Origin of the sequence: Desulfococcus sp. (assembly GCF_041737845.1) — a bacterium.
GTDB lineage: Bacteria > Desulfobacterota > Desulfobacteria > Desulfobacterales > Desulfococcaceae > Desulfococcus.
Genome location: NZ_JBGSQX010000060.1, coordinates 1 through 14,089, shown reverse-complemented (window position 1 = coordinate 14,089; position 14,089 = coordinate 1). Strand labels below are relative to the sequence as shown.

Sequence of the window (14,089 nt, the reverse complement as noted above, 5' to 3'; positions counted from 1 at the left end):
GCCTATTCAACCGGCACTACCGACACGTATGGATATTTGAAAAACTCCGGCTGTTCAAATATCAAATACGATGATGATGCTGCTGGTGATGGAAAAAATTTTTCCTTCTCGTCGCCTGTGACGGCAGGGACGTATTACATCACGGTACGGCATTACAGCAGCACTGGACTTGGTGCTTACGGTTTGAGGGTGAACTTTTTTGTACCGATAGGGCCGGTATCCGTCAATCCAACATTTGGAACCTGGACCAGCAGTCCTCGGAATGTGAGCGTCAGCAGCACCAATGCTAGCCGGATTTATTACACAATCCGTACTACAACCGACGGAACCACCCCGGTTGACCCTCCGGTACCAACTTCAAGCGCCAACGATGGATACATCACCGGCTCCTCCGGGACATTCCAAGTCTATGCCAGCGCCGGACAGAACAAGAAGCTGAAAGTACGTTTCCGAGGCTATAACAACGGTGGGTATGGGGCAACAACCGGCTCCTATGCGTATTCCATCAATCTTGCGATAAATAACAACTATATCTATTACCCTCTTGCCGCTAACTTGACTGTTCCCATTAGTTCAGTAACTATAGCTACCCCCTTTGGTGCTCAGGCTTTTGGTGGAACGCATACAGGAGTGGATATAATGAAGCCAATCAACACTATCGTATATAGCATAGGTGATGGTGTTGTACGCATCAATAATACAAACAAAAATTCTGGGAGTGAGTATCTAAATTATTGGAATTCGTTTCTCGTTATCTATTACCCATCACTCGATCGTTTTGTATATTACGGACATTTAAGTAGTTCTTTAACGGATAACGCCTCAGTAAAAAAATATCAGCCTTTGGGTAACTTACGTGGATCGTATAACTCCAACAATGTCAGAACACCAAGCAATGATCATCTACATCTGGGTGTTAAAACGGATTATATAGAGTCAGGCTGGGGATATACAGCTGCTGGTACAAGCATTACCGCTTTGGAAGGTCAGGGATGGCGAGACCCAGTGAAGTTTATGCGTGGACAATAAACATCCAAAGAATTTACCTTTAATGGCATAGAATGAATCGTACCAATTGGATCAATCAATATTGTATTGCACATCGATTCGTTAAAAAAAATAGATAAAAACCAATATAACTCGATGTTCAATTTTTTTATAACAGATTGAATTTACTGGATCGAAATTTTAAGGGTTTCACAGCCCCGATCATGTAATATCAATTTGTTACGATCAATTGCTATCCGGCGAAACCTATGATAGCCCGAAAAACTTGAACATCGAGTATAAATATGTCAATTGTCAATTTCAGAAACAGCAATGAGACGAATATAAAGGCGTTTCCATAATTTTAGAATTGAATTGGATTTATTGTTCCTCTATTGATAACAAGATGGCGAACGATCATTCACCATCAACTTTACTTTTTTTGCAATGGTCATCAAGATATGAAACCCTCCAAAAAAGTATATCTTACTACAGTTTTTTGTATAACAGTATGCCTTCTCTTCTTCAGCTATTTTTCAAATCTATCAGAGGAGATGCGCATGAAAAATGAATTGAAGAACACGGGAGAAGAAAAGCAAGCTTTGGGCAAGAATTCTGAAATAACAATTGTTCGTCATAGCGCAAAAACGCCCAGTAGCGGGATGGTACATTCCAGAAATCCTAAACCATCAGGCAACCAGTTGCTACCAACCATGAACGACAGGTCCAGCCCGATCAATAAAACTGCTCCAGGCGCCTCATCTCAAGGTGATTTGTATAGAGTAAGCGAATGGGAAGCACCGGAAACATGTCCGGATTGCGTTGACGGTATTCTGGATTTTCTTTACGATCCTTCAAATGATGAGGCCTCCAAAGTGTTGATGGCGCAGAATTGGATCAAGCCTGGAACCAAAGAGGAAGCACTTGCGCTGGTTGAATTGTTCAATGCGGCTCACGAGTTGGAGCAGGCCGACTTGAAGGACCGATTGCTCCTGGTGTTGGCAGGTACGGATAGCAGTGGTGCAACCGAAGTATTGATATCAATCGTTAATGGCGAAGTGCCGACTTTGCCCTTTAGGGAGTTGCCGGAAGATTTGCAATACGCTATTCAAAAAGCGATTCGCCTGAATCCGCATCGCGAAAAAACCGGAAAACTGTTAGCGGAAAGCATCGAATACCAAGCTACAAATGCAGCGCTTGAAGATCTTCAAAAGATCAATCACCCCATGATGCTTTTTTACCAGGCACAAGATGCTGACCAAAGAGGAGATACCCAGAAAGTCAACCAGATTTTGGAATCCTTCCAAGATTTAGAAGACTCCAAAACCATTGAGGGAATAATGCTGCTTGGCAAAGAGAATATCGTTTCGATTGAAGGTGCGGGCGATGCGGCGTATGAATGGGCGAATACTCACGGCGAGGTATTTGATCAAGATTGTTATGAGTCTTATCTCAGCGAACCGGATGCTGATCCTGCAGAGCGCTCGGTCGCAGCCATTGCACTGACTGCATCGAATGAACCCGAGCGAGCCTTACAGGCACTCCGCAAGGCATATGATAACGAGGCAGATCCGGATGTCCGATATTATTATGAAGAGGCGATTAGCATGATAATGGAGCAGAAATAATTAATATAATTTGTATGTTATCTCTTATTCTTACGACTCTTGTCCAAAATATTTTTAGAGAAGCGTTTGAAGTGATCTCTTGAAAATATATTCTGGTTGTTTGACATTTGGTAAAAACCTCGCTGGGGTGGCACCAACTCGCCGCTGCGGCGCTACTTCTTTTTCAAAAGCGGCATAAGGGAGGATGAAGCAATGGGATTGTTTGACAAGATTTTTTCAAGCAGTAGCAATTCAAATCTTTCAAAGCCCGAAGCGTTTGCAGGGATAATGCTTGCAACAGTCGCTGCAGATGGGCACATATCGGACGAGGAGGTAGCTGGATTCAATGCCGTCATCAGTCGAATGAAGCTCTTCCAGACTCAATCTGCTTCTGAACATCTTGCAATGATTGACAAACTGTTCGGTATACTTAAGCGGTCAAGTGCAAAAGAGTTACTTACCAAATCAGCGGAGGTCCTACCTTCAGAATTGCGTGAGGCTGCTTTTGCTGTATCGGCTGACCTTATTTTCGCTGATGGCAGTGTCGAAGAGGAAGAAAAAGTCTTGCTTGAAACATTACAACAGCAGCTTGGTATTCCAGACGACCTTGCCATGCAGGTCGTTCGCGTTATGGAAGTAAAGAATCGGAACTAAACGTCACTCTATAAATGGAGCTTTCTCATGAGTACAAACTGTAAGAAGTGTAACGGTACTGGAGGTACTAAGTGTCCGCAATGCAAAGGAACTGGTCGTCTTGGCGGAACATTTGGGGGATCTACCCAGTGCAAGAACTGCAATGGATCTGGAAGCGTGAAATGTGGGGTCTGTAACGGAAAGGGAACAGTCAACTAAAGCCTATCACTCGATGTTCAAGTTTTTTATAACCGATTGAATTTGCTGGATCGAAATTTTAAGAGTTTCACAGCCCTGATCATTTAAAATCGATTAGTTACGATCAAATGCTATCCGGCTAACCCTATGATAGCTCGAAAAACTTGAACATCGAGTATCATTAGTTCGAACATGACCTGGACCTAAAAACGACCAACAAATACAAGATGTTGTTTGCTGCAATACTACTCTTGATGCCGTTCCGACCCAAAAAGCTCCTTGAATCAGGAACGAAATTTAGCATGTTAGGTCTCGCATAAGAATTTCCTTGACGCCGTCCCCGGGATCCGGTATGGGTCACGCAGTTATCGAATCCAAATAAGGTGAAACAATGATCGAAATCGGCAAGGCTAATAGCTGGTGGTGGTGGCTCAACAAGCGCCAAAGGTGGGCCGACCGATTCACGAGCATCTGACACCGGATATACCAAAAAGATTCCATGAACCGCGGGCCGCCTGGCTCGCGGTTCTTTTGTTTAGAAGGGGCTGCGGGAGCAAACCACCGCAGCCCTTTTTTTGTTTGACAACTCAAGGAGGAAACCGTCATGCTGGTTGTAATGGAGAAAACCGCAACCCCAGAACAGATCGAAAATGTCGTCAAAATCATCGAGGAAAAAGGATACACCCCCAGGCCGATCCCCGGCGGCGAACGCGTGGCCATCGGCGTGCTGCGGAACAAGGGGGCGGTGGACGCCTCGCTCTTCATCGGGATTCCCGGCGTGAAAGACACCATCCCCATCACCCGACCATACAAGCTGGTGAGCCGGGAGACCCAGCCCGAGGATACGATCATCACCGTGGGCGGGGTCACCATCGGCAACGGCCACCTCACGATCATGGCCGGCCCCTGCGCTATCGAGAGCGAAATCCAGGCCCTGACCATTGCGGAAAAGGTCAAGGCGGCCGGCGCCCATATTTTCCGGGGCGGGGCCTTCAAGCCGCGCACCTCCCCCTATTCCTTCCAGGGGCTGGGCGAGGAGGGGCTCAAGATTTTGGCCAAGGTGCGCGAGATCACCGGCATGCCCGTCGTCACGGAGGTGATGGACGACGAGACCTTCGACCTGGTGGAGTCCTACACCGACATCATCCAGATCGGCACCCGGAACATGCAGAACTTCAGCCTCCTCAAGCGGGCCGGCCAATCCCGGAAGCCGGTGTTCCTCAAGCGCGGCCTTGCCGCCACCGTCGATGAATGGCTCATGGCGGCGGAATACATCCTTGAAGGGGGAAACACCCGAGTCATCCTCTGCGAGCGGGGGGTTCGCACCTTCGTCAACCACAGCCGGAACACCCTCGACGTCTCGGCCGTTCCCGTGGTGCGCAAGGAGAGCCACCTGCCCATCGTCATCGACCCCAGCCACGCCGCCGGGCGCCGGGACCAGGTCATCCCCCTCAGCCGGGCCGCGGTGGCGGTGGGGGCCCACGGCCTCATGGTGGAGGTCCACCACGAGCCGGAAAAGGCCATGAGCGACGGAGCCCAGTCCCTCTATCCGGAGCAGTTCGCGGCCCTCTGCCGCCAGGTCGACGCCATCTTCAAGATCCTCCACAACGGGGCGGATGCGATTTAACGCTGTCCGCCAGACATCAGGATACTTCAGGTCATAGGAAACGGAAACCTGAAGGAGAATAGCTATGGAAACCGTGATGACGGTCCGCCAGGTTCAACGGAATTTCGGGCAGGTGTTGAAAAATATCCAGGCCGGGGAAAAGATCACTATCACGAGGCGGGGGGAGCCGGTAGCCCTACTCACCGCCATCGAACCGACAAAAGAGATTGACTGGCCCGATTTTTATGGCGAAGCGATCGAAACCAAAGGCAAGCCGACAAGCGAAATCGTCTCGGAAAGCAGAGAGGATCGTATTTAGACAGGCCTGAAAGATCACGATCCTCTCGGTTGAATGGCTGATGCAACCTACCCCAGCGCCGTCGCCGCGGCCTGGATGAGATCCATGAGGGGCGCGGGGTAGATCCCCAGGACGACGATGGCGGCAGCCAGGACGCCGGCGAGGATCCCGGCGCCGGGCATGGGGGAAAGCTCGCCCGCCCCCTCCTCGGGATCGAGGAGATAGGCGGCCCGCACCACCAGGAGATAGTAGTAAAGGGAGATCACCACGTTGAACATGGCGATGAGAACCAGGGCGAAATAGCCCTTCTCCATGGCCGCCGTGAAGATGAGGAGCTTTCCCGTGAACCCGATGGTGGGCGGGATCCCGGCCAGGCCGAAGAGGGCCGTCATGAGGGCCAGGGCCATGACCGGAGACCGGCGGTGGAGACCGGCCAGGCGGGCGATGTCGATGTTGTCGCCGTCAAAGGCCACCTGGACCACCACCAGGAAGCAGGTGAACTTGAGGAGCAGGACCGTGAGGGCGTAGAACGTGGCGGCGGCGTTGCCCTCGGGGCTGATGCAGAGGATCCCCACCATCACGTAGCCGGCCTGGGCGATGCTGGAAAAGGCGAGGAGCCGCTTGAGGTCCTTCTGGGCGATGGCCGTGAGGTTGCCCACGGTCATGGAGACGATGGCGAGGATGGCCAGAAAATGGACGAGATGGGTCGAGGCCCCGCCGCTCAGGGCAACCATCCGGAGCAGGACGGCGATCACGGCGACCTTGGAGACGGTGGAGATGTAGGCCGCCACCTGGTGGGCCGCCCCTTCGTAGACATCCGGGGCCCAGAAATGGAACGGAAAGACCGCCATCTTGAAGAAGAAGCCGCAGAGGGTGAGCGCCAGGCCCAGAATGACCTCCGGCTGGTGGATCATGCCGGGGATCACCTCCACCATGACCCGGAAATAGGCGGCGTTGGTGGCCCCGTAGAGCAAAGCCAGGCCGAAGAGCATGGTGGCGGAGGCCGAGGCCCCGATGAGAAAGAACTTCATGCCCGAGGCCATGCCCTGGTCCCTCCCCTTCCGCAGAAAAACGAGGATGTAGAGGCTGTAGCTCGACAGCTCCAGGGCCACGTAGAGAGTGAGGATGTGGACCGCGCTCACCAGCATCATCATGGCCAGGGTGCAGACGGAAAGCAGCATGTAATATTCCGGATGATACCGATGCTCGATGCCGTTGAGGGCCGAGCTGATGAAAACCACCAGAAAGAGCCCCATGAGGAGCATCGACTTGAAGACCTGGGAGAAAAGGTCGACGCGGTAGGTGCCGTGGAACAGCTCGCCCCCGGCGTGGAGCCCGGCCAGGGAGACGCACAGGGCCAGGCCGGTGAGAGCCAGGGCCACAACATAATCCCGCCTTGCATCCGCCGGGGCCATGGCAAGACAAAGAAATACGAGCGCCGTCACCAAGCAGCAGAGTTCGGGGCTGAAGATCATCCAGTTCATTATGGCAACCTATGGAGAAACGGGATTGTCGCCGTCCGGATCACGTCGAGCATGAGGGACGGGAAAAGGCCGAAGAGCACGATGACCGACACCAGGATCATCCGGGGAATGCCCAGGGTGAAGGGCACGTCCTTCAGGTGGGCGAACTTCTCGTTCGCGGGGCCGTAGCAGGTTTGCTGCACCACCCGGAGCATGAAGAGTGCGCTCACCACCAGGCCCGATATGGCGATGATGCCGTAGACGGGGTAGACCTTGAAAGACGAGATGAACACCAGCAGCTCCGCCCAGAAACTGGCCAGGCAAGGCACGCCGATGCCTGTCAGGGCCGCGATGATGAAATAGGTGGTTGCCACGGGCATGGTCCGTCCCAGGCCCCCCAGCTCCGCGATCATCTTGGTGTGGGTCCGGTCGTAGATGTAGCCCACCGACGAGAAGAAGAGGGCCGTCATCACCCCGTGGGCAAACATCTGGAAGACCGCGCCGTTGATCCCGTCCACGGTCATGGTGGCGAGCCCCAGGCCCACGATCCCCATGTGGGAGACGCTGGAATAGCCGATGCAGTACTTGAGGTCGGTCTGGCTCAGGCCCGCGAAGGCGCCGTAGACGATCCCCACGGTGGCGAGCAGGGCCATGAGGGGCGCCCAGAACTGCCACCCTTCGGGGCAGAGGAACATCCCCACCCGCAGCACGCCGAAGGCCCCGATCTTCATAAGCACGCCCGCGTGGATCATGCTCACCGCCGTGGGCGCGGCCACGTGGCCCACCGGCGACCAGGTATGGAACGGCCATACGCCCGCCAGGATCCCGAACCCGATGTAGAGCAGCAGAAACGCGAATTTCTGGACCCCCGGGCCGAAGGTACCCGGAGCGCTCAAAGCCACCAGGTCGAAGGTCCCCATGCCCGACTGGACCACCAGGTAGACGATGGCCGGCAGGATGAGGGCGCTTCCGGCCAGGAGATAGAGGGTCAGCTTCATGGCCGCATACTCCTTGCGGGTGCTGCCCCAGATGGCGATCAGGAGGTACATGGGAAAGAGGGAGACGTCAAACCAGACGAAGATGAAGAAGAGGTCTAGGGCCATGAACATCCCGAAGACTCCGGCCACCAAAAGGAAGATGAGGGCGAAGAACTCCTTGACCCGGCGCTCCAGCTCCCACATGGTCAAAACGCCCGTGAAAAAGACGATGCCAGTCAGGAGCAGCATGGGCAGGCTGAACCCGTCGGCGCCGTGGTGGTAGGAGATGCCGAGTTGCGGAATCCACTCCAGCCGCTCCACGAACTGGAGGCCGCCCTGCTCGCGATCATAGGCGGCAAACAGGTAGACGGAGAGGATCAGGGTCAGGCCGGAAAAGGCGGCGCTCACCCACTTGATCTCGCGGGTCCGGTGGCCGGGCATCGCCATGATCACGAGGAGCCCGATGAGGCAGCTCAGGAGAATGGCGGAGAGATATGGAAGATCGGCAAGCTCCGTATGCATCAGATCGTCATCCTAAAAGAAGAAGTAAATTGCCAGCATGAAGACCACGGCGAACATGACCATCAGCTTGTACTGGATCATCCCCAGGTGCAGGCCCGCCAGGATACGCCCCCCGGCCGCCGCACCCCGGCCGATGCCGTCGACGCCGCCGTCGATCACCCGCCGGTCGTTCTCGGTGCAGCCCCGGGAGATCCAGGCGTAGATGACCGTGTCCAGGAACCGCCGGTAGAACCGGTCGATATACCACCGCTCGGCAAAGAGGTCATGAAGCCTCGGGATGCGCTCCACCACCCCCGCCTGGGTCGCCCCCCGGCGCCCGAACTCGATCCAGGCCAGGGCAAGTCCCGAGACGGCGGCCCCAAGGGCCGCGTAGACGAGCCAGCCGTGGTGGGCAGCGGCATGAGCTTTTCCGTATCCGAGGAAGCCCTCCAGTTCGAACTGGAAAGGCCCCAGGAAGAGGGTGACGGCGGCCAGAACCAGGAGCGGTCCGGCCATGATCCAATATTCCGTCCGGCCTCCCCCGTGGCCGTGATCCGCCCCGTGGGCTTCGGGCGCCGGATGCCGGGGGAAGAGGATGACAAAGATGAGGCGGAAGGTGTAATAGGCGGTCAGGAAGGCCCCGAAAAGCGCGGCCCAAAGCCAGACCGGATTGTCCAATCCGGCCAGAACCCCCAGGATCGCCTCCTTGCTGAAAAACCCCGAAAAGGGCGGCAGCCCCGAGAGGGCCGCTGCAGCCACCGTCATGCAGAGCATGGGCACCCTGAGCGCCCTCCCGCCTGACCGGCCGATCTCGAACATGTCGTTGGTGTGAAAGGCGTGGATAAAGACCCCCGAGCAGAGAAAGAGCAGGGCCTTGAAGCCCGCGTGGGTGGTGAGGTGGAAGACGCCCGCGAAATACCCGCCGGCCCCCAGGCCCATGATCATGAAGCCCAGCTGGCTCACGGTGGAATAGGCCCAGACCTGCTTGATGTCGCGGCTGACCATGGCCATGGTGGAGGCGAGCAGCATGCTGACGGTGCCGATCAGGAGACAGACGGTCATGGCCGTGGCCGACAGGCTGAAGAAGGGATGGACCCGCGCAAAGAGAAAGACCCCCGCGGCCACCATGGTGGCGGAATGGAGGAGCGCGCTCACGGGCGTCGGCCCCTCCATGGCGTCGGGCAGCCAGGTGAGGAGCGGGAACTGGGCGCTCTTGCCGATGACGCCCCCGAAGATCAGGAGGGCCGCTGTGGTGATCATGGCGGGCGACATGGCGGCCCGCACCTCCGGGTCGTTGATCTTCAGGATGTTCAGGTTGCCCAGGTGGAGGAGCACCAGGATGATCCCCATGAAAAAGGCCACGTCCCCCAGGCGGGTCATGACAAAGGCCTTCTTGCCCGCGGTGCTGGCACTCCACTTTTCAAACCAGAAGCCGATGAGCAGATAGGAGGCCAGGCCCACCAGTTCCCAGAAGATGTAGAGCTGCAGGAGAGTGGCGGAGATGGAGAGGGTGATCATGGCCCAGGCAAAGAGGGACATGCACCCGTAATACCTCCCGAATCCCGGGTCGCCCGCCATGTAGCCCAGGGAATAGACCTGGACCAGAAAGCAGATGACGGTGACGATGACCATCATGAGGAGGCTCAGGGGGTCGATCAGAAAGCCGAAAGGGACCATCACCTCCCCCGACACGGCCCAGGACACGGACCACTCGGCCGGGGCGGTCATCCCCCAGTGGCGCGCCAGGAGAAAAACGGCGGCGGAAAGCGCGCCGGTAATCGCACCGATGGATATCCCGGCCGCCCATCTCGGCCGCCTCAGGAAGAATACCATGATGAGCCCGAAGGCGATCAGGGGGAGAAGCGAGGCCGCCCCCGCGGCCCAGAGGGTCGCCGTCGGCAGGGGGCCCGCGGTCTGTAGAATCTGTATCATCGTCTGTGCTCCGGTCCTCTTTCAGTCAGCCGAGAGGGTCAGTCAATGCGGCAGGCATCGGTTTCGATGCAGCCCGCGTCCACGGTGCCGGTCCTGCGGTAGATCCAGACAATGAGCCCCAGCCCGATGGAAACCTCTGCCGCGGCCACCGCGATGATGAAGATCGCCATGGCCTGGCCGTCCAGGTGCTGCCACCGCAGGGCCGCGCCCACAAAGGCCACGGCCGACGCGTTGAGCATGATCTCCAGCCCCAGCACCATCATGATCAGGTTGCGCCGGGAGATAAGGCAGAACATCCCCATGAGAAAGAGGAGCCCGGCCAGAACCAGGACGTGGGCATAGGAACCGATCATGGCGTCACCTCCCCTTCCCCGCCGGGCTTCTTTCCGGTGTCCTTGCCCAGACGCAGAACGCCCACCAGGGCGATCAAGAGCAGCAGGGAGACGATCTCGATGGCCAGCCAGTGGCGCTGGAAGAGGAACTGGCCGAAGACCTTCGGCTCCACCGAGGCCGCGGTCATGGGCTCGCCGTCACCGCCTCCGGAGATCAGCAGCATGACCAGGACCACCGCGTAGAGGAAGCAGACACCCACGGCGGGCAGCCACTGCTTCAGGGGGAAGAGCCGCTCCTCGACCCCCTCCATGCGCAGCATCATGACGATAAACAGGAAGAGAATCATGATGGCCCCGGCATAGATGATGACCTCGAGGGCGGCCAGGAGCGGGGCACCCAGAAGGTAGAAGAGGAGCGCGCTGCCGAAGAAGGAGATCACAAGGTAGATCACCGCGTGGACCAGGTTGCGCCGGGTCACGGCCACGGCCGTGGAGGCCAGGATGAGCGCCGAAAGAAGATAGAAAAGGGTTGATAAAATCGTCATGTCGGCCCTTTACGGTAGATTGCTCTTGACGTTGACCGGCTTCTCCTCGCCGATGTGCTCGCCCTTGCCGCCGCTGCGGGTGGCGATGCCCGCGTGCCGGTAGAAATTGTATTCCGGGTCCTTGCCGCAGTGGTCGACCAGGAGGTCTTCCTTTTCGTAGACCAGGGTGAGAATGTCCCGCCGGCAGTTCTCGAAGTCGGGCGTGAGCTGGATCGCAGCGGTCGGGCAGGCCTCCTCGCAAAGGCCGCAGTAGATGCACCGGCCGAAATTGATGCGGAACCACCGGGCGTATCGCCTGCCGTCGCTTTTTTCGGCGGACTGCATGGAGATGCAGCTCACCGGGCAGACGGCGGAGCAGAGGTAGCAGGCCACGCACCGCTCGTCGCCGTTGGGGTCCCTCGTAAGGACGATCCGGGCCCGGGACCGCTCCGGCAGGGGCCGTTTGTATTCCGGGTACTCCTCCGTGATGGGCCGCCGGAACAGGTGTTTGAGAGTCGTGGAAAACCCGGTGCCGATCGCCTTGATGCCGTCGAAAATATCCGCCATAAGCTTCCTTTATATCAGCACAAACGCGCCGGTGATCAGGATGTTGACGAGGGAGGCCGGGATCAGCACCTTCCACCCCAGGGCCATGAGCTGGTCGTACCGGAGCCGCGGCAGGGTCCCCCGGATCCAGATCATGACCAGGGCCACCAGGACGATCTTGACAAAAAGCCACACCGGCCCCGGCAGGAACGGCCCGCGCCACCCGCCCAGGAAGAAAACGGCGGTGAGCGCCCCCAGGACCTGGATATGGACGTACTCGCCGATGAAAAAAAGCCCGAAGCGCATGCCGCTGTATTCGGTGTGGAACCCGGCGCCCAGCTCGTTTTCCGCCTCGGGGAGATCAAAGGGGATCCGCTTGCTCTCGGCCATGGCGGCGATGACGAAGATCATGAACGAGATGGGCTGGAAGACGATGAAGGGCATGTCCGCCTGGGCATTGACAATCTCCACCAGGCTGAAGGAGCCCGAGATCATGACCACGGGGATCAGCGACAGCCCCAGGGCCAGTTCATAACTGATCATCTGGGCCGCCCCGCGGATGCCGCCCAGGAGGGCGAACTTGGAATTGGAGGCCCACCCGCCCAGGGCCACGCCGTACACCCCTAAAGTCGACAGGGCGAATACATAGAGGAGCGCCACGTTGATGTCCGCGACCACCTGGGGGATCTCCCGGCCCCATAGAACCAGGGGCGGGCCGAAGGGCACGACGGCGAACATCAGGAGCGCCGTCAGGGCCACCACCGCCGGGGCCAGCAGAAAAATGACCCGGTCCGCGGCCGAAGGGACGATGTCCTCCTTGCAGAGCATCTTGAGGGCGTCCGCGATGGGCTGGAGCAGGCCGAATTTCCCGGCCCGGTTGGGCCCCAGACGGACCTGCAGCCGGCCCAGGAGCTTGCGCTCGGCCCACACGAGATAGGCCGCCGACAGCAGGAGCACGGCCAGCACCACCCCGATCTTGGCCATCAATACAACAAATCCGGCGATCCAGTTTGACATAGGTTCAGCGGTCCATAGTGAAGTAATTCGCTTGAATGCTGAAGGAAAAAACTTCGGTCTTCAGCCTATAGCCTCTCGCCTCTCGCCCGAAGCCTTCAGCCCCTCCTGATCCTCTTCTTCTCCAACCACCGCCTGCCCTCCCCCAGGACCTGCCAGCGGAGGCGCCGGTGTCTCGGGATCACCAGAACGCCCGGGGCCATATTTTGGACGGTCCGAAGCGGAAGCGACAGGCGGCCGGACACGCCCTCGATGGCGATGAGATCGCCGTCGGAAAGCCCCAGGGCTGCGGCGTCCGCTTCATGCATCACGGCCCGGGGAGGCGCTTCCGCGGCCCGGAGGCACGGGGAATGGGCAGAGAGTTCCTCGGTACCGAAGGTCTGGCCCGTGAGGATCAGTTCGAACGCACCATCGATGCCCGCCGCGTCGGCCTCCGGCGGCGGAGGGATCCGGACCGTCAGGCCCAGAGCACTGTCCAGCAGCACGCCGGCCTCCGGAAAGGGCCGGCAGGCGTCCAGGGCGGCCAGAGTCGGAAAAAGGCCCCCCAGCGGCGTTGGGGACGCCTGACCCTCGCCGGCCAGGGCTGCGATGACCGCCCATGCCGGAACGGGATCGGCGCCGGGAACACCCGACGTGAATTCCCGGGGCGGGTGCCCGCCGCCGGTGATCTGGGAAAGCGGGATGCCCCCCTTGAAGGCCGGCCGGATCTCCTGGGCCCGGCCTTCCTGGTTGACGAAGATGCCCCCGGCCTCGAAGACGGTGCCTGACGGCAGAAAAACGTTGGCCCGGTGGACCGTTGGCTGGTCTATGTAATCCACCACCACCAGGAGTTCCAGCCGGTCCAGGGCCTTTTCCAGGCGCGCGCGGTCCGGACAGGCGTGGAAGAGGTCCATCTCCACCACCACCAGGGCGCGGATCCGGCCGGCTTCGATCTCTTTCACCATCCCGTCGACGGTATGTGCGCCCTCGGTGAAGAGGGCCGCACCTACGGCATTGGGGCCGGGAAGCAGATAACAGAGGCCCGCCGCCTTTCCCGAGGCCTTGAGGTGCGAAGCACCCATGGCGGCTGTTGCCGGCAGCGACGCCGGAACGATGTCCGTTCCGCAGAGGATGACCGGGCGGCGGCTTTCAGCGAGCCGCCCCTTCACTTCCGCAGCGGCCTCGGCTCCAGTCGCCGGGGCGTTCTCCGCAAGACCCAAGGCCGACTCGAACACAGATCCGATCTCCTGCGGCAGAATCGGGAAGTGGCGGAACGGCATGGGCAGGGCCACCGGCCTCGGGTCGAGGACGAGGATCGCCGCACCGGCCCGGGCCGCCTGGCGCATGGCCAGGCCCGATCCGGTGTGGTCGTTCCCCGCGGATCATGGCAGCCACCCGGGCTACGCCATCGAATGGTGGTACTTCACCGGACACCTCTACCTGGAGGGCGCGAGCACGCCGCGCTTCGGCTACCAGTTCACGTTCTTCCGCA

The 14,089-nt window shown here is 58.3% G+C and carries 14 protein-coding genes; 6 read left to right on the top strand and 8 right to left on the bottom strand.

Going from position 1 to position 14,089, the window contains the following annotated elements:
- The 5 genes from ACEW8N_RS06680 to ACEW8N_RS06660 all read left to right on the top strand — a co-directional run.
- A partial coding sequence (locus tag ACEW8N_RS06680; protein WP_373499025.1) for a M23 family metallopeptidase occupies positions 1-1,029 on the top strand: 1,029 nt, incomplete at its 5' end.
- Between the two features lie 518 nt (positions 1,030-1,547).
- Entirely contained in the window at positions 1,548-2,615 is a 1,068-nt protein-coding gene (locus ACEW8N_RS06675; RefSeq protein ID WP_373499024.1) for a HEAT repeat domain-containing protein, read from the top strand.
- 192 nt (positions 2,616-2,807) lie between these two features.
- Positions 2,808-3,248, top strand: coding sequence for a tellurite resistance TerB family protein (locus ACEW8N_RS06670; protein WP_373499023.1), 441 nt, complete (start codon positions 2,808-2,810; stop codon positions 3,246-3,248).
- A gap of 781 nt (positions 3,249-4,029) precedes the next feature.
- Positions 4,030-5,052, top strand: a complete 1,023-nt coding sequence (aroF, locus tag ACEW8N_RS06665) for a 3-deoxy-7-phosphoheptulonate synthase (RefSeq protein WP_373499022.1) — start codon at positions 4,030-4,032, stop codon at positions 5,050-5,052.
- Positions 5,053-5,116: 64 nt separating this feature from the next.
- Positions 5,117-5,350, top strand: coding sequence for a type II toxin-antitoxin system Phd/YefM family antitoxin (locus tag ACEW8N_RS06660; protein WP_373499021.1), 234 nt, complete (start codon positions 5,117-5,119; stop codon positions 5,348-5,350).
- A gap of 47 nt (positions 5,351-5,397) precedes the next feature.
- Here the strand turns inward: ACEW8N_RS06660 and ACEW8N_RS06655 are convergent, their stop codons facing one another.
- The 8 genes from ACEW8N_RS06655 to ACEW8N_RS06620 form a co-directional block, all read right to left on the bottom strand.
- Entirely contained in the window at positions 5,398-6,813 is a 1,416-nt protein-coding gene (locus ACEW8N_RS06655) for an NADH-quinone oxidoreductase subunit N (protein ID WP_373499020.1), read from the bottom strand.
- Positions 6,813-8,291: a NuoM family protein gene (locus ACEW8N_RS06650; protein WP_373499019.1), complete on the bottom strand. Its 1,479-nt coding sequence runs from the start codon at positions 8,289-8,291 to the stop codon at positions 6,813-6,815. Before ACEW8N_RS06650 ends, ACEW8N_RS06655 begins: the two co-directional genes overlap by 1 nt.
- A gap of 12 nt (positions 8,292-8,303) precedes the next feature.
- A complete protein-coding gene (locus ACEW8N_RS06645; RefSeq protein WP_373499018.1) occupies positions 8,304-10,202 on the bottom strand; it encodes an NADH-quinone oxidoreductase subunit L in 1,899 nt (632 codons plus the stop codon).
- A 38-nt stretch (positions 10,203-10,240) separates the two neighbouring features.
- Complete coding sequence (nuoK, locus tag ACEW8N_RS06640; RefSeq protein ID WP_373499017.1) at positions 10,241-10,555, bottom strand: NADH-quinone oxidoreductase subunit NuoK; 315 nt, start codon at positions 10,553-10,555, stop codon at positions 10,241-10,243.
- Positions 10,552-11,079 (bottom strand): NADH-quinone oxidoreductase subunit J, encoded by a 528-nt coding sequence (locus ACEW8N_RS06635; RefSeq protein WP_373499016.1) that lies wholly within the window; start codon positions 11,077-11,079, stop codon positions 10,552-10,554. The genes nuoK and ACEW8N_RS06635 overlap by 4 nt, the downstream gene beginning before the upstream one ends.
- 9 nt (positions 11,080-11,088) lie before the next feature.
- Positions 11,089-11,625, bottom strand: coding sequence for an NADH-quinone oxidoreductase subunit NuoI (gene nuoI, locus ACEW8N_RS06630; protein WP_373499015.1), 537 nt, complete (start codon positions 11,623-11,625; stop codon positions 11,089-11,091).
- A gap of 9 nt (positions 11,626-11,634) precedes the next feature.
- Complete coding sequence (nuoH, locus tag ACEW8N_RS06625; protein WP_373499026.1) at positions 11,635-12,648, bottom strand: NADH-quinone oxidoreductase subunit NuoH; 1,014 nt, start codon at positions 12,646-12,648, stop codon at positions 11,635-11,637.
- A gap of 68 nt (positions 12,649-12,716) precedes the next feature.
- Positions 12,717-13,943, bottom strand: coding sequence for a molybdopterin-dependent oxidoreductase (locus ACEW8N_RS06620; RefSeq protein ID WP_373499014.1), 1,227 nt, complete (start codon positions 13,941-13,943; stop codon positions 12,717-12,719).
- On the opposite strand from ACEW8N_RS06620, the gene ACEW8N_RS06615 reads away from it, so the two are divergent.
- Positions 13,876-14,089 (top strand): lipocalin-like domain-containing protein (locus ACEW8N_RS06615; protein ID WP_373499013.1); only part of this gene is annotated, 214 nt, incomplete at its 3' end. The two genes, ACEW8N_RS06620 and ACEW8N_RS06615, sit on opposite strands and share 68 nt — an antisense overlap.